This window comes from Erythrobacter sp. HL-111, from assembly GCF_900105095.1.
Lineage (GTDB): Bacteria > Pseudomonadota > Alphaproteobacteria > Sphingomonadales > Sphingomonadaceae > Erythrobacter.
In genome coordinates, this window is record NZ_LT629743.1 from 2,061,360 (window position 1) to 2,083,605 (window position 22,246).

General features: G+C 60.8%; 24 protein-coding genes. 4 read left to right on the plus strand and 20 right to left on the minus strand.

The genetic code is table 11. The features are described from left to right. Positions 1-124: 124 nt before the first annotated feature. The 3 genes from BLU08_RS09760 to BLU08_RS09770 all read right to left on the minus strand — a co-directional run bounded on the left by BLU08_RS09760 (position 125) and on the right by BLU08_RS09770 (position 3,101). The gene (locus BLU08_RS09760; protein WP_090198895.1) at positions 125-487 is read right to left on the minus strand and encodes a hypothetical protein; all 363 of its coding nucleotides are present in this window, start codon (positions 485-487) and stop codon (positions 125-127) included. A gap of 129 nt (positions 488-616) precedes the next feature. Continuing rightward, complete coding sequence (locus tag BLU08_RS09765) at positions 617-2,137, minus strand: MFS transporter (protein ID WP_090198898.1); 1,521 nt, start codon at positions 2,135-2,137, stop codon at positions 617-619. 331 nt (positions 2,138-2,468) lie between these two features. Continuing rightward, on the minus strand, positions 2,469-3,101 hold the full coding sequence (locus tag BLU08_RS09770) for an outer membrane protein (RefSeq protein ID WP_090198901.1): 633 nt from the start codon (positions 3,099-3,101) through the stop codon (positions 2,469-2,471). Positions 3,102-3,195: 94 nt separating this feature from the next. Here BLU08_RS09770 and BLU08_RS09775 point away from each other — a divergent pair, with 94 nt between their 5' ends. Further along, positions 3,196-4,566, plus strand: coding sequence for an IS1380 family transposase (locus BLU08_RS09775; protein WP_090193770.1), 1,371 nt, complete (start codon positions 3,196-3,198; stop codon positions 4,564-4,566). A 60-nt stretch (positions 4,567-4,626) separates the two neighbouring features. Here the strand turns inward: BLU08_RS09775 and BLU08_RS09780 are convergent, their stop codons facing one another. Next, positions 4,627-4,827, minus strand: a complete 201-nt coding sequence (locus tag BLU08_RS09780) for a hypothetical protein (protein ID WP_157674504.1) — start codon at positions 4,825-4,827, stop codon at positions 4,627-4,629. 354 nt (positions 4,828-5,181) lie between these two features. Between BLU08_RS09780 and BLU08_RS09785 the strand changes: the two genes are divergently transcribed. Both BLU08_RS09785 and BLU08_RS09790 read left to right on the plus strand, forming a co-directional pair. Continuing rightward, a complete protein-coding gene (locus BLU08_RS09785) occupies positions 5,182-6,441 on the plus strand; it encodes a hypothetical protein (protein WP_090198907.1) in 1,260 nt (419 codons plus the stop codon). Further along, complete coding sequence (locus BLU08_RS09790; protein WP_090198911.1) at positions 6,438-7,001, plus strand: hypothetical protein; 564 nt, start codon at positions 6,438-6,440, stop codon at positions 6,999-7,001. The genes BLU08_RS09785 and BLU08_RS09790 overlap by 4 nt, the downstream gene beginning before the upstream one ends. Here the strand turns inward: BLU08_RS09790 and BLU08_RS15400 are convergent. From BLU08_RS15400 to BLU08_RS09840, 12 genes are all read right to left on the minus strand, one after another. Next, positions 6,983-7,417, minus strand: coding sequence for a class I SAM-dependent methyltransferase (locus tag BLU08_RS15400; RefSeq protein WP_233995930.1), 435 nt, complete (start codon positions 7,415-7,417; stop codon positions 6,983-6,985). The genes BLU08_RS09790 and BLU08_RS15400 overlap by 19 nt on opposite strands. Next, positions 7,381-7,686, minus strand: a complete 306-nt coding sequence (locus BLU08_RS15405; RefSeq protein WP_197676859.1) for a hypothetical protein — start codon at positions 7,684-7,686, stop codon at positions 7,381-7,383. Before BLU08_RS15405 ends, BLU08_RS15400 begins: the two co-directional genes overlap by 37 nt. 121 nt (positions 7,687-7,807) lie before the next feature. Continuing rightward, a complete protein-coding gene (locus BLU08_RS09800; RefSeq protein ID WP_090198916.1) occupies positions 7,808-9,118 on the minus strand; it encodes a UDP-glucose/GDP-mannose dehydrogenase family protein in 1,311 nt (436 codons plus the stop codon). Between the two features lie 26 nt (positions 9,119-9,144). Beyond that, complete coding sequence (locus BLU08_RS09805; protein ID WP_090198919.1) at positions 9,145-10,137, minus strand: UDP-glucuronic acid decarboxylase family protein; 993 nt, start codon at positions 10,135-10,137, stop codon at positions 9,145-9,147. Positions 10,138-10,192: 55 nt separating this feature from the next. Further along, positions 10,193-11,041, minus strand: coding sequence for a glycosyltransferase family 2 protein (locus BLU08_RS09810; protein WP_090198924.1), 849 nt, complete (start codon positions 11,039-11,041; stop codon positions 10,193-10,195). Then, positions 11,041-11,601: an acetyltransferase gene (locus BLU08_RS09815; protein ID WP_090198927.1), complete on the minus strand. Its 561-nt coding sequence runs from the start codon at positions 11,599-11,601 to the stop codon at positions 11,041-11,043. The genes BLU08_RS09810 and BLU08_RS09815 overlap by 1 nt, the downstream gene beginning before the upstream one ends. Before the next feature lie 12 nt (positions 11,602-11,613). After that, positions 11,614-12,759, minus strand: coding sequence for a glycosyltransferase (locus BLU08_RS09820; RefSeq protein ID WP_090198930.1), 1,146 nt, complete (start codon positions 12,757-12,759; stop codon positions 11,614-11,616). Between the two features lie 21 nt (positions 12,760-12,780). After that, complete coding sequence (locus tag BLU08_RS15630; protein ID WP_090198934.1) at positions 12,781-13,461, minus strand: bifunctional 2-polyprenyl-6-hydroxyphenol methylase/3-demethylubiquinol 3-O-methyltransferase UbiG; 681 nt, start codon at positions 13,459-13,461, stop codon at positions 12,781-12,783. After that, positions 13,428-14,321, minus strand: coding sequence for an FkbM family methyltransferase (locus tag BLU08_RS09830; RefSeq protein ID WP_157674506.1), 894 nt, complete (start codon positions 14,319-14,321; stop codon positions 13,428-13,430). Before BLU08_RS09830 ends, BLU08_RS15630 begins: the two co-directional genes overlap by 34 nt. After that, complete coding sequence (locus tag BLU08_RS15200) at positions 14,308-15,669, minus strand: hypothetical protein (protein WP_157674507.1); 1,362 nt, start codon at positions 15,667-15,669, stop codon at positions 14,308-14,310. Before BLU08_RS15200 ends, BLU08_RS09830 begins: the two co-directional genes overlap by 14 nt. Continuing rightward, the gene (locus BLU08_RS09835) at positions 15,651-16,898 is read right to left on the minus strand and encodes a glycosyltransferase family 4 protein (RefSeq protein WP_090198940.1); all 1,248 of its coding nucleotides are present in this window, start codon (positions 16,896-16,898) and stop codon (positions 15,651-15,653) included. Before BLU08_RS09835 ends, BLU08_RS15200 begins: the two co-directional genes overlap by 19 nt. After that, entirely contained in the window at positions 16,882-17,142 is a 261-nt protein-coding gene (locus tag BLU08_RS09840; protein WP_172801019.1) for a hypothetical protein, read from the minus strand. Before BLU08_RS09840 ends, BLU08_RS09835 begins: the two co-directional genes overlap by 17 nt. A gap of 171 nt (positions 17,143-17,313) precedes the next feature. Here BLU08_RS09840 and BLU08_RS09845 point away from each other — a divergent pair, with 171 nt between their 5' ends. Next, complete coding sequence (locus BLU08_RS09845) at positions 17,314-18,684, plus strand: IS1380 family transposase (RefSeq protein ID WP_090193770.1); 1,371 nt, start codon at positions 17,314-17,316, stop codon at positions 18,682-18,684. 130 nt (positions 18,685-18,814) lie between these two features. Here BLU08_RS09845 and BLU08_RS15205 read toward each other — a convergent pair whose 3' ends face one another. From BLU08_RS15205 to BLU08_RS15215, 4 genes are read right to left on the minus strand one after another with little or no spacing between them, the layout of a single operon-like run. Continuing rightward, the gene (locus BLU08_RS15205; RefSeq protein WP_157674508.1) at positions 18,815-19,282 is read right to left on the minus strand and encodes a hypothetical protein; all 468 of its coding nucleotides are present in this window, start codon (positions 19,280-19,282) and stop codon (positions 18,815-18,817) included. Beyond that, positions 19,279-20,289 (minus strand): glycosyltransferase family 4 protein, encoded by a 1,011-nt coding sequence (locus BLU08_RS09850; RefSeq protein WP_090198947.1) that lies wholly within the window; start codon positions 20,287-20,289, stop codon positions 19,279-19,281. The genes BLU08_RS15205 and BLU08_RS09850 overlap by 4 nt, the downstream gene beginning before the upstream one ends. Continuing rightward, positions 20,286-21,314 carry a glycosyltransferase family 1 protein gene (locus BLU08_RS15210; RefSeq protein ID WP_157674509.1) on the minus strand — a complete coding sequence of 343 codons (1,029 nt, stop codon included), beginning with the start codon at positions 21,312-21,314 and terminating at the stop codon, positions 20,286-20,288. Before BLU08_RS15210 ends, BLU08_RS09850 begins: the two co-directional genes overlap by 4 nt. 9 nt (positions 21,315-21,323) lie before the next feature. Next, entirely contained in the window at positions 21,324-22,130 is an 807-nt protein-coding gene (locus tag BLU08_RS15215) for a hypothetical protein (protein ID WP_157674510.1), read from the minus strand. Positions 22,131-22,246 lie beyond the last annotated feature (116 nt).

Below are 22,246 nucleotides of genomic sequence, written 5' to 3' on the forward strand. Positions count from 1 at the left end.
GGTCCGGGCAGCAGGGCGTTCGGCGCGCGCACCGGATTCCGGTTCGCCCGGTGATCGCGGGGACGCGGTCCGTCCGGGAACCGCTCGGCATTCCACCGGACCGGCGGGCCGCCCGCCCCGGCCGTCAGGATCGGGCGTCCGGGCTCCCGCGCCAGTACCGGACCACGCCCGCGACCAGCACGACGGCGGCCACCGCCGCGACATCGGCGAACCAGTCGAGCCAGCTCGGCGTGCGCCCGAGCTCCGGAATGGCCTGCACCAGCTCGATCGCGGCGCCGAACAGCGCAAGGCCGACGAAGATGACGACCAGTCCGAGCCGCGGATAGGCCAGCGCGGCGAGGCTGGTGAGCACGAGGAAGGCGATGACGTGCTGGACCTTGTCGCCCGGATTCCCCGGCAGGGCGGGCGCCTGCGGCAGCGTCGCCATGACGAAGGCGAACACGAGCGCCGCCCAGAAGAGCAGCTGGAAGAGACGGGTGGTCGGCATGGGCGCAGGGGTGCTCGCGGCTTGGGCGGGGGTGACGCGCTCGCCTAGCGTGCCGCGGGGGCCGCGCCAAGTTCCGTGGCATTGCCGGTGGGCCTTCGGCGAGAGTCGCTTGCGCTGAAGGAGCCGGGCCTATGGTGTCGAAGTGGCGACCATGTCCTTGAGCAGGGTCCGGCCCGCGAGAAGGTAATGCAGCGCGGCCCAGCCATAGCCGGTCACGAATATGACGATCGACCATTGCAGGCCCCGCGCCTCTGCATCGGCGCAGGCGGCGAGAGCGCGCGCCTCGCCCGCTTCGAGCAGGCCTCGTGCGTCCGGACCGAGCGCGAGGAGCGCCCGGCAGGTGTCGAGCGTGATCCCCAGGCCCTCGCCGCTCAGGAACATCGTCTTGAGGAAGGTCGAGAGTATCCCGATCAGCGGCGGACCGAGCCCGTAGCCGAGCAGGTTGACCACGAAGAGCGTGATCGCGACAGACGTCGCGCGCATCCGGCTGTCCACCACCCCGCCGGAGACGGCATACATCGGACCCAGATAGAAATAGTGGATCGTGGCGGCGATCATCAGCGGGGGCATCGCCAGCCAGAGATCGTCGACCAGAAACCCGAACGCGTAGAGCGGAACGCTCGCCGCCATGCCGAGGGCCGGCAGCCATGCCAGCGCCTTGGGATACCGGCCCGACATCCGGTCCGCGAGCCAGCCCGAACCGAACACCCCGATCGCGGCCATCACCCCGAGGATGATGCCGAACAGCAGCGAGGCCGTCTCGATCGAAAGGCCGTGCGTGCGGATCAGGAAGGAGGTCGTGAACTGGCCGACCCCGTAACCGACGAAGGAGGCAAGGGTCGCCCCGATGACCACGTGCCGATAGGCGGGCTTTGCGACGAGGACGCCGATGACCTCGCGGAAACTGGCCTTGGCGAGCCCCTGCAGCGCGGCCGGATCGGTGTAGCCGCGCGGCGGCTCCTTGACCGAGCGCCACACGATGAGCGAGAGCAGCAGACCGGGCAGGCCGACCGCGATGAAGGCGACGCGCCATCCTTCGAACCGCGACCAGTCGGGGCTTCCGAACAGGAACCCCAGGCCCAGCCCGTCGATCCACGCCCCGAACTGCGCGCCGTCCATGCCGGCAAGCTGTCCGCCGAAGATGGATGCGAGCATCCCGCCGAGCGGCACGCCGAGGGCATAGATCGAGACCGCCGTGGCGCGGCGCGAAGGCTTGAAATAGTCGGCGATGAGCGATTGCGCCGGCGGCGTGCACCCGGCCTCGCCGATGCTCACGCCGATCCGGAAGAGAAACAGGACGAGGAAGGACGTCGCAAGACCGCACAGCGCGGTGAACAGGCTCCACAGGGCAACGGCGCCCGCGATGATGAGGACCCGGTTGAACCTTTCCGCGCCCCGGGCGATCGGGATGCCGAGTAAGGTGTAGAGCACGGCGAAGGCCGGCCCGCCGAGCAGCCCCATCTGCCAGTCCTCGAGCGCGAAACTGAGCTTGATCGGCTCGGTCAGGATGTTGATGATCGTGCGGTCGATGAAGTTGAAGATGTAGACGACGAGCAGCGCGCCAAGGACATAGGCCCTGTAGCCCGGCGAGCCGAACCCTTCCGAGGCCAAGGGGGCCGGCGCGCGCGAGCGCAGTGTCGGTTGATCCATTCCATCTCTCCCAGGCCCTCTCGAACTCGCAGGAAGTCCGATGGTCGCGGCGATGCTGCCGCTTTTCGCCCAGTGTAGATGCGGCGGTGAAGGACGCAATCTTTCCGGTTGCCAGACGCTTGCCGCCCGCCATCCGCCTGGGCGCCGGAATTTCGCCCGAGATCCCCCGCAACCGCCGCACGCCATGGCCCGCGGCAGAGGTCACGGCCGCCTCGCGGAGCGCGTCACGAGGCCGATCGATGCCGCCTTGCGAAACGGAAGGGATGCCGGACCGGCTCGCGGAGAGATCCCGGCCCGCCAATACAAGCGCATCCCCGGCGCCCCGGATCGCTCAGAAGCGGACGCCTGCGCCCACGACCGCCTGGTGCCGTTCGAGGTTCACCACCTCGAACACGTCGCCGAATTCGAGGCTTGCCCCGAACGCATCGAGCTCGCCGCCCGAGAAATCGGTGTAGCGGTATTCGGCCTTGAGATAGACGAGATCGGTCACCTTGTATTCGTAGCCGACGCCGAGCCGCAGGCCGTCGAGATCGACGTCCCCGTTGCGGCGGCCGGCGACGTCGTCGAACGTGCCGTCGAGCTCGATGTCGACGCCCGACAGGGCGTAACCCGCCTTGACGTAGAACAGCGAGCGACCGCCCACGAAACCGACCCGCCCGCCGAAATAGTACTCGGTCGCGCTGCCGACGCTGCCCGTTCCGGAAAAGACCGTGTCGTCGGGAAGGATGCCGCTGAAGCTCCCGAGCTCGTCGGACAGGGCCGAGCCGGCGATCTCCGCCTCGGCCCCGAAGGTGAACATCCCGCTCTGGAAGTCATAGCCGATGGCGGCGCCGTAGAAGATGTCCTCGGCATCGCCTTCGACTTCTTCGAACGGGTCGATGGCAGGGACTTCGAGCTTCGCCTGGTCGTATCCGAACAGGGCCTCGATGCGCGGGCCGTCGAAGTGTTTCCCCGGATTATTCACCGGCGGTGGTCTGACGGGTTGGCGGGAGTGGCGTAAGCATTTGCATTGTTGTAGGAATGTGGTTGCTTAAGCCAGACCTGCAACGGGGCAAAATATGCCACAGACCACACCCGCCGGATGCGATGATAGCGCGTCCGTATTTTCGTTTCCAGCAGTGCGCGGCAAGAAGGTCACAGCTGCGTTTGACGGCGGCAGGCTGACCTCGGATGGCGGGGTCCTGGTGCTGGCTCAGGCCGAGCGCATGATGGGGCTCTGCCAGCGGCTTGCGGCGTGTATTGCCGATCCGCGCGATCCTGCTCGGGTGGTTCATCGGCTTGAAGATATCCTGCGCGCGCGGATGTTCGCGATCGCCTGCGGCTATGAGGATGCCGATGATCTCGACGCTCTGCGCGATGATCCGGGCTTCCGCCTCGCGCTGGGCAAGCTGCCGGGATCGGGTGCGGGGTTGGCCAGCCAACCGACGATGAGCCGCTGGGAGAATGCGCCGAGCACGCGCGAGCTGGCAAAGATGCTGGGGATCATGATCGACATCTACTGCGCCAGCTACCCCACTCCGCCGGCGGCGGTGACGCTGGATATCGATGACACCTGCGACGTCGTGCACGGCTATCAGCAACTCTCCTTCTGGAACGGACATCATGGGGAGCGCTGCTTCCTGCCGATCCATGTCTACGACACGGCAACGGGCCGGCCGGTGGCGATGCTGCTGCGCACGGGCAAGACGCCTTCGGGCAAGGAGGCGGCAGGGCATATCCGGCGTCTGGTGCGCCATCTTCGCCGCCACTGGCCCGATACCCACATCACCATCCGCGGTGACGGGCATTATGGACGGCCCGAGGTCATGGCCTTCTGCGAGGCGGCCCATGTCGATTACGTGTTCGGTCTGCCGACCAACGCCGCGCTGCGCGCCGATCCCGTCATCGTCACGGCTGCCGATGCCTGTGCGGTCCGCCGCGCCGAGTGCCAACTCCCGGTCCTGCGCAGCTATGCCGAGACCCGCTACGGCGCGAAGAGCTGGAACCGCCAGCGCCGCGTCGTCGCCAGGATCGAGGCCAGCACGCTGGGCATGGATATCCGCTATGTCGTCACATCGCTAACCCAAGGCTCGGCTGAATACATCTATGACACGCTCTACTGTGCGCGCGGGCAGGCCGAGAACCTGATCAAGCTGCACAAGACCCAGCTGGCCAGTGACCGCACCTCGTGCCGGTCGGCGAACGCCAACCAGATGCGCCTGATCCTGCACACCGCTGCCTACTGGCTGCTGTGGCGCGTTCAGCAGGCGATCCCAAAGACCACCGCTCTGGCAAAAGCCGAGTTTACGACCCTGCGCCTGCGGCTGCTCAAGGTTGCTGCCCGCGTCATGGAAAGCGCCACCCGAATCCGCGTAGCGTTCGCCTCTGCGTGCCCCGATGCCGATCTGATGCGTGCCATCGTTCTCGCGCTCAAGCCTGCGCCGACGTAGCGGGCGCGGCAGTGCCGCAGAAACCCCGAGCCAAGTCCTTCAACCAGAAAAGCCCATCGATCACAGCGCGGTGAAACAGACGCCAGCGGTGCCGCACGCCCGCTCTACGCCGCCGCACGCAGCAGTGGCGTCAAGCTCGCACCGAGAGGCGCCCAACCGCATCGCCGTGAATAAGAGAGGTTTCTTCTCTTCCTCCTGCGCCCAGGCGGGGCTTGCCGAAAGGCCGGCGACGAGGCCTGCGACCACCAGTTTCGATTTCACGAAAGTCTCCTGCATCCAAAGCGTTAGGTGCCGCCGGCTAGGCGTGCGAGCTTAAGGACGGGTAAAGATCGGGCGGCGTTCGGGAAGTTTCGTGAGCGTTCCCGCGCGCGCTTCGGGAACGCGGGACGATCGGGCAGCGGCAGCGATTGCATCTGACCAGCGCGCCTTGCCGAGCGGGCCCTGCCGGGCTCGAGGAAGGACCGTGAACACGGGGACCGCCTTCAGGGCCTGTCCCCCTGCCGGAACCGCGTCTAAAGTGGCAGGCGAACAGGGGTGCCAGCGCGCAGGCACCGCCCTGCCGACGGCATCGCCGCAAGCAGCAAGAGCAAACCGGATTGGAAGAAAAGTCGCCCGATGAAGCTTGTGCTCAAAGCCGTCCTGCTCGTTCTCGCGGCGATCCTCGGCCTCGTTCTCCTGCTCACGGACCCGGCCCCGCTGGCCGGGCCGCGGCCTGCGCCCGATGCCGAACAGGTCGGGGCAGCGCGCGACGCCGTCCTGCAGCTTCGCCCCCTGGCGACAGCGCGGGACGAGACCAGGCAGGTCAACCTCGACGCGCAGCATCTCGACGGGTTGAGCGCGCTCGCGACCCATGGTCTTCGCCCCGACCGGCTCGAGGCGTTCATCTCGGGTTCGGTCCTGCACGTCGAGGCGAGCCGGCAATTGCCCCTCGGCCGCTGGCTCAACCTTGCGGCCGAGACATCCGGCAGCGCCGAGGGCTTTCCGGAGCTGCACATCGCCATCGGCTCGCTCGAACTGTCGCCCTTTTTCAGCCGCCTTCTGGCCGAGACATTCCGATCCGGACTGCGCCTCGCGGGCGCGGACATCCCGCCGCTCGACGAGCTCGTCCGAAAGGTCGCGGTCGGGGAGGACCGGGTGTCCCTCTCGATCGACTGGCCCGGTGACGCGGGGCTGCTGGGAGAAGTGCTGCAGACGCGCAGCGGCGTCGATCCGGCGCTTGCGGTCCGGATCCATTGCGAGCTTGCCGAAAGGCAGAGGGCCGACCCGCAGGATGACCTGGCAGTGCAGGTGCGGCGGGCCTTCCCGATCGGCCGGGCCGGATCGGCGACGCCCGAAAGCAACGCGGCCGCTTTCGTCGCGCTTGCCATGGCGATCGTCGACACGAAGGTCGGAACCCTGACCGGGATCGATGCTGCCGCGATCGAAGCGTGCCCGATGCCGGCCTCCCCTATCGCGCTCCATGGCCGGGAGGACCTCGCCAAGCACTGGGCGCTGTCCGCGGCCCTCTCGGTGGGTTCGGGCACGCAGGTCGCGGAGGCGATGGGGGAATGGAAGGAATTGGCGGACAGCCTCGCCAGCCGGTCCGAATTTCAGCCGGGCGATCCGACGGGGTTCTCGCTGGTGGATATCGCGGCCGACCGATCGGGCTTCCGGACCGCCGACGCGGCGAGCGATCCGGCGTCCGCGAAGGCGATGGCCCGGCGATTGTCGGGGGCGAGACCGGAGGAGATCCTGCCGCCCGCGCTCCTCTCGTTCGAAGAGGGGCCCGATGTCGATTTCGTCGGCAGGTACGGGAGCCTCGACGACCCGCGGTTTGCCAAAGTGTTGAAGAAGATCGACGCGGTGCTGGAGCGGGAAGGCCTGCTGCGGCCGTGAAGCGGAGCGTCGGCCCGCGGGGCTACCGGAACGGGTTCGAAGTGTTCCGGGCGTGGTGCGTAGAACGCGGCCATTCGTGGCTGCGTGGCCTGCCCCCGACCATTGCGGCCTCAAGCGAGGTCAGGCTGGCCATGCGCCTGGCAATGCGGACAAGCCGCGCTCGGCCCAGGCAGTCGCAGGGCCTGACGCTCGACCTGCTCGGAAAGATCGTCGCCGCGTGCCCCGAAACGCTGGCAGGAACGCGCGATGCGGCGATCATTGTCGCGGGCCGGGACGGCCTCGCGCGCAAAAGGGGGTTATCGGGCTTGGCACGGCAGGGGATGGGTAAAACTGACCTTTCGCAATTCAACCCCATACACAGTACAAACCCCAGTTTTGCCGAGACGCCGCCCCGGACTATATTGGGCGCGTCCGGGAAGACCCACGGCACCGATGAGGCAGGCGCGATGGCCAATAAAAAGACCGACAAGGACGAAGAAGAGAAGAAACAGCTAGAGCTCTCGCCAGAGGGCACGCGCGCGGCGGCATGGGCGGGTCCCTCCTATGGACTACCGGGATAACCGCCTCCAGCCACCAAAAGGGGGTCAATTTTACGCGCCGATAGGGGGTCAGTTTTCAATGCCGATTGACACTTTCGCGCGCAGCAGATCATTGATTTCGCCAAGGCCGGGATCCTGCCGGCTCTGGCGAAACGCAAATCAACGAAACCGGCCTCGCTTAGGAGCCGCGAAAGTGTCTCGATCGAAAAGAACTTGATGTGGCCGCCGTCCCAAAGTGCGGTGAAATGCTGGTCCATCTTGCCCGAGGCCGCGAGAGCGAGGTTCTTCAGATAGCCGTGGTACGGGGTGGAGACCACAACCCCTCCGCCAGGGCGGACGAGATCGAACATCGTTTTCGCGTAAAGCCGCGGATCGTAAAGATGCTCGACAACCTCCAAGCTTACCACTGCATCGAATTGCCCGTATACAGCCGCCAAATCGTCATATGCCGATGCGACATCGAACCGAATGTCCGGATAGGCGCGTCGAGCCTGTTCAATACCTGAGAGTTCGAAGCATCGACGCCGACCACTTCGTAGCGTTCCGAGAGATAAGCGGCCGTGCTTCCATTGCCGCAACCGAGGTCAAATACACGCTCCGGCTTCAGACTAGCCAGCATTTCATCGACATGGGGCCGCAGATAGTCGCGCGTGTGAGCGTGCGCGGCACTCGCATAACCATAATCGGGCGTCTCGTGCATTTTCATTGTACGATACTTTTTCCAAGGGCAGGTCCAAGGCCGAGCCGAGAAGGACTTGTCGATATCAGCCTCTCATTTTCGCGCCTCATTCGTGATGCGATATTTCGTGAAAGGGTGAGACCGATGGTCAGACCCGCCCGACGCTCACGTACTTGAAGCCGGTGCCGCGCAGGGTCTCCGGATCATAGATATTGCGCAGGTCAACGAGCACATTATCGGCGGCCAGCTCCTTCACCCGCTCCAAATCAAGCGCACGGAAGGCGTCCCATTCGGTCACGATCACGGTCGCATCGGCGCCGGTGATCGCCTCGTAGGGGTCCTTGCACATCGTGACCTCGGGCATCAGCGGGCGGGCGAGTTCCATGCCTTCGGGATCATAGGCCGCGACCTCGACCCCGGCATCGTGCAGCGTCTGCGCGATCGCGATCGAGGGGCTGTCCCTCATGTCGTCGGTGTTGGGCTTGAAGGTCAGGCCGAGCAGGGCGACCTTCCTGCCGCGCGCCGCCTCCGCTCCGCCGAGCGCGTCGACGACCTTGCGGCCCATCGCGCGCTTGCGGCTTTCATTGGTCTTGACCACCGCCTCGATGATGCGGGTGGGGCTGTCGTAATCCTCGGAGGTCTTGAGGAGGGCCAGCGTGTCCTTGGGGAAGCACGATCCGCCATAGCCGGGGCCAGCGTGGAGGAATTTCGGGCCGATGCGGCCATCCATCCCGATCCCGCGGCTGACGTCCTGCACGTTCGCGCCGACCTTCTCGCACAAATCCGCCATCTCGTTGATGAAGGTGATCTTGGTCGCGAGGAAGGCGTTGGCGGCGTATTTGATCAGCTCGCTGGTGCGCCGCGAAGTGAACAGGATCGGCGATTCGTTCAGGAACAGCGGGCGGTAGACCTCGCTCATCACCTGCTTGCCGAACTCGTCCTCGGCCCCGATCACGATGCGGTCGGGCCGCTTGAAGTCGCCGATCGCGGCGCCTTCGCGCAGGAATTCCGGGTTGGAGATGACCGATACCTTATGCTTGGTCCCGGTATGGCCGATGATCCGCTCGACCTCGTCACCGGTGCCGACCGGGACGGTGGACTTGGTCACGACCACCGCATCACCAGACAGCTTCTCGCCCACCTCGCGCGCAACGGCATGGACGAAGGTGAGGTCTGCGTGCCCATCGCCCCGGCGGCTGGGCGTGCCGACCGCGATGAAGATCGCGTCGGCGCCCTTGATGCCGTCTGCCAGGCTGGTGGTGAAGCTTAGCCGTCCGGCCTTGACGTTGCTTTCGACCAGCGCGTCGAGCCCCGGCTCGTAGATCGGCATTACGCCCTGATGCAGCCGGTCGATCTTGGCCTGGTCCTTGTCGATGCAGACAACGTCATGCCCGAAATCGGCAAAGCATGCGCCCGACACCAGGCCCACATAGCCCGAACCCACCATCGCGATCTTCATTTTTGAAAGCCTTTCGCGTGCAGCGCTTACTGGGCGGCCTGGAGCGCTGACATCTCGGCATCATTCTCGCGGAGGAGCTGGTCGAAATATGCAATGGTCCTGGTGAGACCCTCGCGCAGCTGCGTCTTCGGTTCCCAGTCCAGCTTCTCGCGCGCGAGCGAGATATCCGGCTGGCGCTGACGCGGATCGTCCTGCGGCAGCGGTTTGTTGATGAGCTCCGACTTCGATCCGGTCAGGTCGAGCACCTGCTCTGCGAGCTCCTTGATCGTGAACTCGTTCGGGTTGCCGAGGTTGACCGGGCCTGGGAAATCGCTCCCGGTGTCCATCATGCGCAGGAAGCCTTCGACGAGATCATCGACATAGCAGAACGAGCGGCTCTGCTGGCCGTCGCCGTAGATCGTGATCGGTTCACCCTGCAGCGCCTGGATGATGAAGTTCGACACCACACGCCCGTCATTGGGGTGCATCCGGGGGCCGTAGGTGTTGAAGATCCGCACGACCTTGATGTCGAGCTTGTGCTGCCGGTGGTAGTCGAAGAACAGCGTCTCGGCGCAGCGTTTTCCTTCGTCATAGCAGGCGCGCGGTCCGATCGTGTTGACGTTGCCCCAATAGCTTTCCGGCTGTGGGTGGACGCTCGGATCACCGTAGATCTCCGAGGTCGAGGCCTGGAAGATCCTCGCCTTCACCCGCTTGGCGAGACCAAGCATGTTGATCGCGCCCGTCACGCTCGTCTTGGTCGTCTGCACCGGATCGAACTGGTAATGCACGGGGCTGGCGGGACAGGCGAGATTGTAGATCTGGTCGACCTCGACATAGAGCGGGAAGCAGATGTCGTGGCGCATGAATTCGAAGCGCGGATGGTCGTGCAGGTGATCGATATTGCTCTTGTCGCCCGTGAACAGGTTGTCGACGCAGAGAACCTCGTCCCCTCGCTCGAACAGCCGGTCGATTAGGTGAGACCCGAGGAAGCCGGCGCCGCCGGTCACGAGGATGCGCTGACGGCGCAGATTACCGGTCATTCAAGAAAAGTCCTTTGATCAAGTTTTATCTCATCTACAATTGAGGCCGAGCGCGCTACGAGGCACTCGCTGGCACCTCGCGGTTCTCACTTTCCTTGAGCAAGAGCCTGATCGTCCAGAAATACCACAGCTTGTAGAAGGCGTATGAGAAGCCGGGCAGTCCATCGAGGAAGCCCCGCTTTACCACGTATGTCCATGCAAAGTAGGCCCAAGCGAACCACCATTTATCAATATTGCGGTATTTGTTTTTCTGGCGATCCGTAAGCTGCGCCCAGACTTCCCGACCAGAACTTCTTAGTTGGCGAGTACGCTGGGCCTCCCAGAGAGCGTAGTCCTTGTGTCGCTGTATGAACTTTGCGACACCGCGGTCATCACGATGATCGATTGGGGCAGTGATTTCCCCTACATCGCCTTCGATCACCGGGTGTTCATGCACTTCCATGTCGAGGCCAGACCAAGCCTCCTCGTCAATCCTTTCGTAAAGACCTCTTCCAATCTTGAATAGAGCCAGTTTGCGCTGCGGATCCCCATGTTTGAGAGGCTGGCCAAGGAAAAAGTTTGTGTACTTCAACCAGAACGCATCGAACCGATCTTCAGCTAGAGCCGCGCCTACCTCATTGCAGAACATTTCCGTAACAAGTTCGTCCGCATCGAGGAAGAGAACCCATTCATTCTGCAACCGCTGGTTGAGCAACACCCAATTACGCTTCTTGGGATAGCGCCCATTCCACTCGAACTGAATGACTGTCGCACCATGATTGGCAGCGATCTGGCAGGTAGCGTCGGTGCTGCCAGAATCGACCACGATCACTTCATCAAAGCATCCAAGGCGCTGAAGACACTGACCAAGGTTCGCTTCCTCATTCCGCACCGGAATGACGACAGAAATGGGGATGCTTCCCATTAAGCGAACGGAGGGCGCTGCTTGATTGGGCGCGCCGGATTGCCACCGACGACCATCTCATCGGGCACGTTTTTCACTGCTACCGCGCGGGCAGCGACGATTGAGCGGGCCCCGATGACAACATCGGGACCAATGAATGCCTCGGCACAGATCCACGCATCGTCTCCCACCGTTATCGGTAATTTTAGAAGCGGCATAGCGGGGTCTGTATAGTCGTGGCTACCGGCGCACAGATGCGCGTGCTGCGATATCGTGACCCGTTGCCCAATTGAAATCGCGCCAAGAGCGTAAAGGACAGCTCCATCGCCGACCGCGGATTGATCCCCGATCGACAGGTTCCAGGGGATGGTGATTTTCGTAGTAGGATAAATGTGGACGTCACGACCAATCTTGGCGCCGAAAAAGCGGAGAAAAGTTCGGCGCCATCCCCAGAGCGGACGAGGAGACCACGCAAAGAATGGAATGGAAAAAACATCCCATAGAGCACGCAAGACAAGATCACGCTTAGACCATTTCCTGGCGCGACGGTTTTGCTGAATGTCTAAACCTGATTGCGACACCTAAATAATTCTTCAGTCGATATGCACACAGGAAGGCCGATCCTGCCGTCCCGTCACCCACTCGTAAACCTGAAGCATCTGCTGCGCGATTGCATCCCATCCGAAGTCACGTTCCATCCAGACCCTTCCGCGCATTCCCATCTCATGAAGCTCTTCTCGCGGCAAAGCGGTGGCTTCCATCAATGCCTGTCGCAAGCTGTCCTCGGTAAGATCGATCCACCAACCGCATTGATTGTCGCGCAGGCCGGACCATGGCGCATTCTTTGTCGTGATTACAGGGACTTCCTGCGCAAGTGCCTCGGCAATTACAAGCCCGAAATTTTCAGCATGAGTGGGCAAGACAAAAACGTCTGCGCTCCGATAGAGAGCCTCTTTCGTTTCACCCTCTACCGCAGGCATCCAGACTATTCCGGTCAACCGGAGGCGTTCAGCAAGAGCCTGCATTTCGGCAGTATGGCCGGCCTCGTCAGGACCAGCGATAACCAGTTCCCAATCCGGGCGCGAAGCGGACAGGGACGCCCAGGCACGCAACAGGATATGCAAGCCCTTTTTGGGATGGATGCGGCTCAGGAACAAGAGCCGACGCCGACGATCATCGCGTATCGGACGTGGCTTAAGCTGCGGAACATCGACACCATTGGGCACGATCGCAATGGGATTGCGCAGGCCAAATTCGCGGAAGTGATCCGCTTCCATTTCTGCAGTTGCCCGTAAGCAGGCGGCACGAGCAAGATGCTTGTCCTCGAACCAGAAGCGCACGATCTGTTTCTTCCATTTGGAGTTCACGCGCGCCCAAGGATCAAGCATGCCGCGAGGTGTCACCAGGTAGGGAGTCCCATGCCTGCGATGATGGGTCAGGTTCGCCAATGACGAATACGTCCATAGTCCCTGGACATCCACGACGCCGGGATCCAATCGGGCAAGTGTGGCAGACATTCCAGTCGCAAAGCCGAATTTGCGCGGCCCATTGGCACGGTGAGCGTGGACACTCGGGCCCCAATCCGATGCCGCCTCAGCATTTGCCGGGTCCTCGATCCCGACCACTTCGATGCTGCCGTGGCCACACCTTCCCAAAGCCGCAACCAAGTTGGGTACAGAGGCCGAAAGTCCGCCTGCGGCTGGCGAGAGAATGCCCGAAACGAAACAAAGGCGAGACATTGAAAGTTCATTCAACGCGCATCAGCCCGGCGCCCTGCATGAAAAAAGGATGTTGTCGGAGAATAATTGACCCCTCAAAAAGGGAAAAAACCTTCGCCATTTTTTCTTCGTTCCGGGAATCCGTCCATGGTCTGTGTATGTGATGAATTGTTCAGTTGCACCACATTCGCGCGAAATTCGCTGAAGGTCGCATTCAAGTAATGCGGTGATATGACCAGGATAGCAAGAATCTTGGAAATGTTGATGCTGATTCCGGGTTAGGAAGCATACACGTGAAGTTAAACTATGTTGGTTTGGGGTAGATAGAAGGATCTGGGAATTCGGCTTGGCAATCCTGCAGACTTCTCTCATGAAGTGGCGCGGGTTCTCCACATGCTCGATAACTGCCAAGGAAATTACTGCATCAAATTCACCAGTCTCTGCTGGCCAATGCTTGTTGAGATCGCACGCCCTAACATCAAACGCATCTTCAGAGCAATCTGGAGTGTAATCAAGTAATATTACTCGATATCCCCTTTCAGCCAATAGTCGAGAAAAATTTCCCCGACCTCCTCCCACATCTGCAACCTTCGCGCCTGGAAATAAATGGAAATCTTGGATTCTATCTAGCGCAGCCCTGTAAATAGGTGACGATGAGCTGCCCATCGTTTGTATGCCCACGGGATTATTCATCGCCTGAGGCCTCCACGAAGGCAGCTCCATCCGCCTTGCTCCAGAAATTCGATCGACTTACCCTTTTCTACGGCTATGATATTAGTGGCCTCCCCAATGAGCTGTCTGGGACGATCGACCACGGGAATCAATCGTGGGCCATAGAAATTCCGATCAATGAGGAAACTCATATATCCGACACCTGCCAAAGACTCGCATGCCACACTCGGCAATTCCCGCATTTCTTCGAAAATGAGGAAATCGATCCGCGCATTGGCGAGCGACTTACTCATGCCTGCAAAAACGTCATCCTCGTGTCCTTCGACATCGATTTTCACGAGCCTTATCGGAGAGCCTTCCGCACACCATTCATCGAATATGATCGTATCGACCCGGTGGGCTCGCCGCCCGTCGGTCGCCCCCTCAGTAAGCCGCGCCACTCCGGAATTGTTGCCGAAGGTTTCGGGCTCAACCAATTGGCTGGTCCCCGCTCTACTAGACACAGCGTAGGGCAAAACCTCGACATGGGAGCTAGCCAGACTGCAGGCGTTCCATGCGCGAACGTTTTCCTTAAGACGCTCACGCGTTTGCGGGTGGGGCTCAAAAGCGAAAACGGCACCATTTTCTCCAGCCCGCCTAGACATCAGCGAAGTCATGATCCCGATGTTTGCGCCGATATCGACGACCCGATCACCCGGACGAACAATCCGGCTGATCATCTCGCATGTACGCAGGTCAGACAGGCCAAGCGTTAGCATTGCCCGGCCGTGCAATTCGGAAGGATCAAAGTTGATCGGCAAGCCCCAAGGGGTCTTTGCTGATCGCTTATTGGCAGTCAATCCGACAGACTTGGCCATGCGCCGAACGATCTGCGCGGGACGATAGATATATTCTGGCCTAAGCGCGCGCATGGTATCCCCTTCGAGGTGTATCGCGGTGCAATGCCAAGACGAGCCCCAGGAAAAGCCACGGGAGGAAAGCATTGACCGGTGAATGTGTGACCTGACCAAGGGCAAAGGGCAGAACATAGTAACCGACCAATGGCAGTGCCATCTCCCGCCCCTTCCTGACCAGCCGAAACGCAATGAACAGCACTGACGCGGCGGTTGCGAAACGCAAAGCCAGCATAGCGATGCCGAAAAGAAGGCCAAGCTCATTCACGTTCCGCTGCAAGTCGCTTTCGCCGAAACTGAGCGGGGGCACACCAAGCAAGCTGGCAACGCCAGGCGCGCCCAATCCAATTCCCTCGCCAAAAATTGGTGCCGTGAACAACGGCTCGACCCAGGCAAATAGGCCGCCTATGGCACGATCCCAGATCGATCCTTCGCTGCGCTCTGCGGCTTCAAGACGCTTCGCCATCGCATCGAGCATGTCGGGGAACACGTTCACAAGAAGCAGTCCGGCGAGAACAGCAAAGCCGAGCACCCCCAGAATTCGGGAAAACGCCTTGAGCGCTGCGCGACTGGTGGAGAGGCCGGCTATCGTGACCAGCATGATCGCGGCGATCATGAAATAGATGGATCGGCTTCCGGTCAGGACTGCCATGCTGGCAACAGCAACGCCGCTCAAGGCGAGCAGCAACACGCGCCATCGGCTCGACGTCCTGTCGATGTAGAACGCCATGAACAGCGCCACCAATGCAGCCGTGTATTGAACATTCGGTCCTGTATAGGTGAACAAACCAAAGGGGCGGATGATATTATCCTTAAGCCCCACTGCTCCCCCCTCGTCTTCGCCGACACCAAGATTGACGAATGCCGATGGCGGTGCCGAATACTGCACAGATACGAGAAGAGCATAGGGGATCGAAATCAGGAGATTGAGCAGGATGAATTTTCGGACGTCCTCCATCCGGAAAGTCTCTGCAACCACGAAGGCCAGGGGCATGTAGAGCCAATAGGTTCGGACGCCCAGCATCCAACCAACAAGCCCATAACCATTAATGAGATATTGCCCGAGGCCCAGCAAGACCGTGAGAATGGCAAAACCGATCCAAAGCTGGGCCAAGCCCCGAAGGCGGATGAAGCTGTTGACGACGCAATAGGTATAGAGCGCGAGCACGAAAGGATCGCGCAGCAGCGTCAATGGAGTGGCGAGGCTGGGAAAGATCCATTTGCGAAAGGCGCCCTCGAGCAACGAGAGCGCAAAGATGAAGAAGACGCTGCGCACCACAAGGACCCGCTGCGCCTCGCGGCGGCTACCCACACTTCTCGCCCGGCCGGGATAGGCTCGGGCGGCGGTTATCGCGCGTCCAGCCATTCGGTCACCAAGTCGCCGATCTGGGTCTCGTAACGCATCCAGCTCATTTCAGCGGCCTTGGCCTTGGCCGCATGGGCCATTTCCTGCCTCTGCGTCTCATCTTCGGCGAGGCGCGTGATACGGTCCGCCAGAACCGCGGGGTCGCGGATCGGGACGATAAAGCCATCGATGCCCTCGTCGAGAATATCAGGTCCAGCCGTGTGCGGCGTGGTGATAACGGGCAGACCCGCTGCCATGGCCTCGGTGATTACCATGCCGAACCCCTCTGCAATCGAGGGAAACACGAAGACATGCGCGCGAGCCATTTCCTCCATCAGGGTCGCGTGGGGAATCGCCCCCAGCCAAGTCACGCGCGGATCGGAAAGAAACCGGTCGAGGGACGCAGGCACCTTTGCTGGTCGAGGTCCGGCAAGTGTCAAGTGCCAGTCGATCTCGAGCATTCCCACTGCGCTGATGAGATCGGCGATGCCCTTACGCTGCGCCAAGTGGCCAGCGTAAAGCAATTGAAGCGGCGCGCTGGCCTCTCGACCAGCTGGCCGCGTGAGCGCGGGCGGCGGACAGCCGAAGGGCGTCACGTGAACGGGACGATCCCCGGCGATGCCGGACAGACTGTCGCGAGTAAAACTTGAAGCGACAATGATGTGATCAGCGAATTCGATTTCAGCATCCTTGCGCGCGTGCTTTTCCGCGCTGTCACGCAGGCCTTCCATCGTGCAGGCCCATTCGGGCAACCGCTCGGCCTCCTCCTCGAGCAGGCATCGCAAAGTGCGCCAGTGGGTGATGGGCAAATCGTAGATCGCCAGGCGTCCCGTCTCGTGTGCGGCCTTGAAGCTTTCGAGAGCACCGTCTTCGTAAGCATATACGGCGCGCCAAGGCTCTCTGTCGGTGCGCAAGCGCTTCGCCACCGCACGGTCCAGATCTCGGTAGACGCCATCGACAGACGCCCAGCCTGCCTCATGCGCCGTGAGCGACTCGATCCTTGCGCCGAGCGCTGCCAAACGGATGGCCTCACGCCAAGGGCGCGATTTGGTTTTGGACCATGGCGCCTCGCCAAAATGCCGCTGCGAAAGACGCCGTTGAACGCCGTTCTTTAGCCAAGTCAGCTCAGCTAGCTCTCCCGGCAATGCAAGCGTCGTCCAATATTGCGCCAAAAGCCCATTTTTCTCGAGGGCGCGCAAAACTGCCCGCAAACAGGGGTTGCCGGTAGGATGGCTAACAATGACGGTCATGCACCGCAATTATCTCATCATGCAGGTCGTTCGCTTTGCTGAGCAAGGAGCGTAGCTTGGCAGACTTGGAATGAGTGGCAGAGAAGCCCTCATCAAGCTCCTGCTTGATTTGATCGCGCAGCTCGGTCGGCATCGCGTGCCATCCCAGTGGTTTCTTCCGTTCGTGCAAGACCGGCCCGTCGGCGAAGCTCGTGCCGAACTTGTCATTCACCTGCCGGATCACGCTCTCAAGGTCATGCGTCACGCGATCAAACGGCGCAATCACTACGCTATCCAGATGGGGAAAAAGCGCACGGTAAAATGCTAGCCCGGATTATTCACCGGCAGTGGTCTGACGGGTTGGCGGGAGTGGCGTAAGCATTTGCATTGTTGTAGGAATGTGGTTGCTTAAGCCAGACCTGCAACGGGGCAAAATATGCCACAGACCACACCCGCCGGATGCGATGATAGCGCGTCCGTATTTTCGTTTCCAGCAGTGCGCGGCAAGAAGGTCACAGCTGCGTTTGACGGCGGCAGGCTGACCTCGGATGGCGGGGTCCTGGTGCTGGCTCAGGCCGAGCGCATGATGGGGCTCTGCCAGCGGCTTGCGGCGTGTATTGCCGATCCGCGCGATCCTGCTCGGGTGGTTCATCGGCTTGAAGATATCCTGCGCGCGCGGATGTTCGCGATCGCCTGCGGCTATGAGGATGCCGATGATCTCGACGCTCTGCGCGATGATCCGGGCTTCCGCCTTGCGCTGGGCAAGCTGCCGGGATCGGGTGCGGGGTTGGCCAGCCAACCGACGATGAGCCGCTGGGAGAATGCGCCGAGCACGCGCGAGCTGGCAAAGATGCTGGGGATCATGATCGACATCTACTGCGCCAGCTACCCCACTCCGCCGGCGGCGGTGACGCTGGATATCGATGACACCTGCGACGTCGTGCACGGCTATCAGCAACTCTCCTTCTGGAACGGACATCATGGGGAGCGCTGCTTCCTGCCGATCCATGTCTACGACACGGCAACGGGCCGGCCGGTGGCGATGCTGCTGCGCACGGGCAAGACGCCTTCTGGCAAGGAGGCGGCAGGGCATATCCGGCGTCTGGTGCGCCATCTTCGCCGCCACTGGCCTGATACCCACATCACCATCCGCGGTGACGGGCATTATGGACGGCCCGAGGTCATGGCCTTCTGCGAGGCGGCCCATGTCGATTACGTGTTCGGTCTGCCGACCAACGCCGCGCTGCGCGCTGATCCGGTTATCGTCACTGCCGCCGATGCCTGCGCGGTCCGCCGCGCCGAGTGCCAACTCCCGGTCCTGCGCAGCTATGCCGAGACCCGCTACGGCGCGAAGAGCTGGAACCGCCAGCGCCGCGTCGTCGCCAGGATCGAGGCCAGCACGCTGGGCATGGATATCCGCTATGTCGTCACATCGCTAACCCAAGGCTCGGCTGAATACATCTATGACACGCTCTACTGTGCGCGCGGGCAGGCCGAGAACTTGATCAAGCTGCACAAGACCCAGCTGGCCAGTGACCGCACCTCGTGCCGGTCGGCGAACGCCAACCAGATGCGCCTGATCCTGCACACCGCTGCCTACTGGCTGCTGTGGCGCGTTCAGCAGGCGATCCCAAAGACCACCGCTCTGGCAAAAGCCGAGTTTACGACCCTGCGCCTGCGGCTGCTCAAGGTTGCTGCCCGCGTCATGGAAAGCGCCACCCGAATCCGCGTAGCGTTCGCCTCTGCGTGCCCCGATGCCGATCTGATGCGTGCCATCGTTCTCGCGCTCAAGCCTGCGCCGACGTAGCGGGCGCGGCAGTGCCGCAGAAACCCCGAGCCAAGTCCTTCAACCAGAAAAGCCCATCGATCACAGCGCGGTGAAACAGACGCCAGCGGTGCCGCACGCCCGCTCTACGCCGCCGCACGCAGCAGTGGCGTCAAGCTCGCGCCGAGAGGCGCCCAACCGCATCGCCGTGAATAAGAGAGGCTAGCCAGGCGCTCAATACGTTAATGTAGCCAAGCTGAGCTTGCCGCTGTTCTCGCCCCCCTCTCCGTCTTGCCTCCTCGCGAAGCGCCAGGTTGGAAAGAGCAGCCTCCTTGGGACGTCGGATCAGCATCACGGCCGGCACGCCCAGCTCGACAGCTCGCAGCAGCTGGGCTGCGTGATGCTTATGGTGGGCAAGCTTGACCGTTCGGGGCTGGCGGTCGAGAAAGCCATAGGCCGTGGTACTGTTGGCCGACCGCGGATAGCCTTCAATAACAAGTTCGGTGTCGGGCTGAATGCACAAGGCGTCACGCGGTCCAGTCATGTCGCGCAAACCATAATAGAGCGCCGGCCTCGTCGATGCGAACGTGACGGCCCGATAACGGGTGCTGAGAACAAAATTGTCAATCGCAAGCTTCACGCGGCACCCGTCTTCTCGCGGAAGACCTCCAAGTATTGCTCGGCCACACTCTGAGCCGTGCAGCGCGCGAGATGTTTATCCACCCCTTCAAGTCGGGCGCGGGCCTCATCTGGCGCACTTAACGCGATAGCAAGAACCTCAGCGAGAGCCGCATCGTCGCCGTTAGGGAACACGAAGCCGTGACCGGCGATAGCGTCGACGAGGCCACCTCTCTCCGAGACAATCGGCACGCAGCCACAGGCCATGCCTTCAAGTGCCACAATGCCAAAGGGTTCCTCATAGCTTGAGGGCACAAGGATGAACTTGTGATCGTTCAGGATCGAGGCCAATTCGAACCCTACTGCCTTACCGGCGAACCGTACCTGCTGCGTGAGGCCCAGGCTGTTGGACAATGCCTCCAGATTTCCACGCTCGGGTCCGTCGCCGACAATGGTCAGGTCAGGATCAATTCCCTTCTGGCGGAGCCTCCCCATGGCCTTCAGGAGCGTGTCACATCCTTTTTGTGAAACAAGGCGCCCAAGAAAAACCAAATCCCTTTCGCGCTCATGCCATGGACGTTGGTCTCGAAATACAGCGTCATCATAGGCATTGAGAACGACATGATCCGCACCGGTTCGACGCGCAGTGTAGTAACTGTTAGCAATCCCCGTGCTGCGACGCGCCAGTGCAGCCTTGAGGTGATCGGCAGCCCCCCGCGTGCCATCATCACGTTGATAGGCATTGGCATAACGATATACGAACTTTCTCGGTGTAAAGAACCGTGGCCAAGCATACTTCAGCGCAACATTGGACTGCAGGTGGACATCACACCATCGCAAAAGTTGCCAAAACTCGCTGAAATTAGGTTGGCGGATCACGGGGAAGGGAAACACACCCTCCCCCGGCGTCATGGTCGCCAGCCGAACCTCATGGCCCATGGCAACGAATTGTGCGCAAAGAACCTCGGCGAGTTTCTCGATACCCCCGACGCTTGGCGCGAATACCGTGGTGAAGAAGAAGATCTTCACCCCAGCGCCTCGTGGATCTTGCGCCAGGTTTGGCTGAGGTTATGAGGCTGATACCATGCGTATCCTACTCTTGCGACACGCTCGGGATCATTTCCGCCACTCGCGAGGCCTTCCGGGGTTTCGAACTCCCGCCCTTCCGCAAGGTCGCGCGGCAAATTGCCTATCCGACTAGCGTTTACGACAAGGAGGCCGTGCGCGAAATAGGAGGCGGCTATTCCCGACTTCGTAACCACGTGCCTTGGATAGTCGATCAGTCCTACGCGGGCCGAAAGAAGCCATTTCGACACTTCCTTTTCAGGTAACGCCCCGAGCGCCCGAACGGGACGACCCGCAAAAACCTTTGGGGCGATCTGGTCAGGTCCGATGTCAATAATCTCTTGGACTTCTAATCGGTCCATGCCCGCCGCCAATGCCGCGTGTTCAGCGGCATAAACGCTTTTGCGCTTTGATGGTCCGCCAAATATGACGGCGACCGGCTGCCTCTGGGCCAGCGGCTCAACCCAGTCCGGTTCACCCATGTTCGAGAAGACTGCCAAGACTTCAAGCGGTATATCGGATGAAAGCGCTTTGAGCCGATCATAGCCTGCCTGAGACGTCACAAAGCCTACATCGCTCAGGTTGGCCAGTTCGCGCGCGATCCGCCGTTGTGAATTCGATGTCCAGAAACTGGCTCTCCATACGGGACCAGTCGCATAGACTTCGTGAAATATGGTTACGAGGCGACGCCTCGCATCTACCCCCTTCCAAGCTGTCAAGCCCTCGACCAACCAGTGACATAGGCCCCACTTTGCATAGCCATAGCCTGAGAAATGCAGCAGCACCGCCTCGGATGCTTCCAAAGCCTGGTTCAACTCCCTCGCGCTGTGTGCGCGCAGCGCGGTGGCTCCGCTTGGCGTACCGGATGCAACGAGCGTGGAGAGTTCTTGTCCAGCCTGCTCAGCGGCATCCGCGAGAAGCTTCGAATAATCGCCAACGCCACTAATTGAAGGGGGGTAGTAAGGCGTGATTTGGCTATATGAACCCATTCTCAGAAACTAGCCAAATAACCGGGATATAAGCGTAGCAAAACGTATATTTAATTTCGCAATTCCGAGGTCCAAAAAAGAATGCACTGCGACTGGATGAGTAACGTACTCCCAGTATTGTCGCACAGCATAGCTTGGCCTTTTTCCCAACCTAATTGCATTGCGGATCAAACCGCCACGCCAAGGCTTTGGTGTGCCCTGAGCGTGGGCAATGTAAGCTCCGTTAGCCACAATCCCTTGGTTTTCAGGACTGGCCAACGAAAATGGGACATCAGAAGCCATAAGGGCCAAGTTCAAGACATCCTGATCCATTGCCATGAATGGATCGGTTGACCGCCCAGAATGAAAGGTATCAGAGGAAAGAAAGCCAGACACCTCCAGCCTTTCGAGAAGGCGCCCCCACAATTCCGTAAAACCCAAATATGGCCTTGGCAATCCTATGAATCCAGCACACGCATATCCTTCAAAATCGCGAGAGCCGAGCCCGTAATCGGCAGCAATTTTTTTCCACGTTAGCTTCTTGGGGTGGCTTGCCAGCATTGGGTGCCACAAGGGATCGCAGAAGAGGCTAATGCAATTAGAGCTCCACTGCTCAAAAAACTCCCAATCCGCTTGCACAACAATATCTGGGTCTATATAAAAAATAAAGTCTGCATTAGGATTCATCCCTGCAGCCTCTAGGATAAGTCGAGGTTTATAATTTGTCAAATGACCGTCTATTTTTATTTCTTTGATAACTAATTCTATTCCGAATTCAGAGTATTTTTTTAGAACTGTATCGGTTTTTTTGCGAAGGCGCTCCTCTATAACAAACATAAATCTGCCCTTTATAGCCAGCGCAAACTAGTGAATTAGTTAATGCCAGAACGCCGGAGTCATAATCTCCTTCAAACACTGTACAGATGACAGTCTCATATAACTTTCGATTCATA

Excerpts from the sequence above, each read along its gene's own strand:
- BLU08_RS09760 (WP_090198895.1), bottom strand. The coding sequence starts at position 487 with ATGCCGACCACCCGTCTCTTCCAGCTGCTCTTCTGGGCGGCGCTCGTG.
- BLU08_RS09765 (WP_090198898.1), bottom strand. The coding sequence starts at position 2,137 with ATGGATCAACCGACACTGCGCTCGCGCGCGCCGGCCCCCTTGGCCTCG.
- BLU08_RS09775 (WP_090193770.1), top strand. The coding sequence starts at position 3,196 with ATGCCACAGACCACACCCGCCGGATGCGATGATAGCGCGTCCGTATTT.
- BLU08_RS09785 (WP_090198907.1), top strand. The coding sequence starts at position 5,182 with ATGAAGCTTGTGCTCAAAGCCGTCCTGCTCGTTCTCGCGGCGATCCTC.
- BLU08_RS15405 (WP_197676859.1), bottom strand. The coding sequence starts at position 7,686 with ATGAAAATGCACGAGACGCCCGATTATGGTTATGCGAGTGCCGCGCAC.
- BLU08_RS09800 (WP_090198916.1), bottom strand. The coding sequence starts at position 9,118 with ATGAAGATCGCGATGGTGGGTTCGGGCTATGTGGGCCTGGTGTCGGGC.
- BLU08_RS09805 (WP_090198919.1), bottom strand. The coding sequence starts at position 10,137 with ATGACCGGTAATCTGCGCCGTCAGCGCATCCTCGTGACCGGCGGCGCC.
- BLU08_RS09810 (WP_090198924.1), bottom strand. The coding sequence starts at position 11,041 with ATGGGAAGCATCCCCATTTCTGTCGTCATTCCGGTGCGGAATGAGGAA.
- BLU08_RS09820 (WP_090198930.1), bottom strand. The coding sequence starts at position 12,759 with ATGTCTCGCCTTTGTTTCGTTTCGGGCATTCTCTCGCCAGCCGCAGGC.
- BLU08_RS15630 (WP_090198934.1), bottom strand. The coding sequence starts at position 13,461 with ATGGAGCTGCCTTCGTGGAGGCCTCAGGCGATGAATAATCCCGTGGGC.
- BLU08_RS09830 (WP_157674506.1), bottom strand. The coding sequence starts at position 14,321 with ATGCGCGCGCTTAGGCCAGAATATATCTATCGTCCCGCGCAGATCGTT.
- BLU08_RS15200 (WP_157674507.1), bottom strand. The coding sequence starts at position 15,669 with ATGGCTGGACGCGCGATAACCGCCGCCCGAGCCTATCCCGGCCGGGCG.
- BLU08_RS09835 (WP_090198940.1), bottom strand. The coding sequence starts at position 16,898 with ATGACCGTCATTGTTAGCCATCCTACCGGCAACCCCTGTTTGCGGGCA.
- BLU08_RS09845 (WP_090193770.1), top strand. The coding sequence starts at position 17,314 with ATGCCACAGACCACACCCGCCGGATGCGATGATAGCGCGTCCGTATTT.
- BLU08_RS15210 (WP_157674509.1), bottom strand. The coding sequence starts at position 21,314 with ATGGGTTCATATAGCCAAATCACGCCTTACTACCCCCCTTCAATTAGT.
- BLU08_RS15215 (WP_157674510.1), bottom strand. The coding sequence starts at position 22,130 with ATGTTTGTTATAGAGGAGCGCCTTCGCAAAAAAACCGATACAGTTCTA.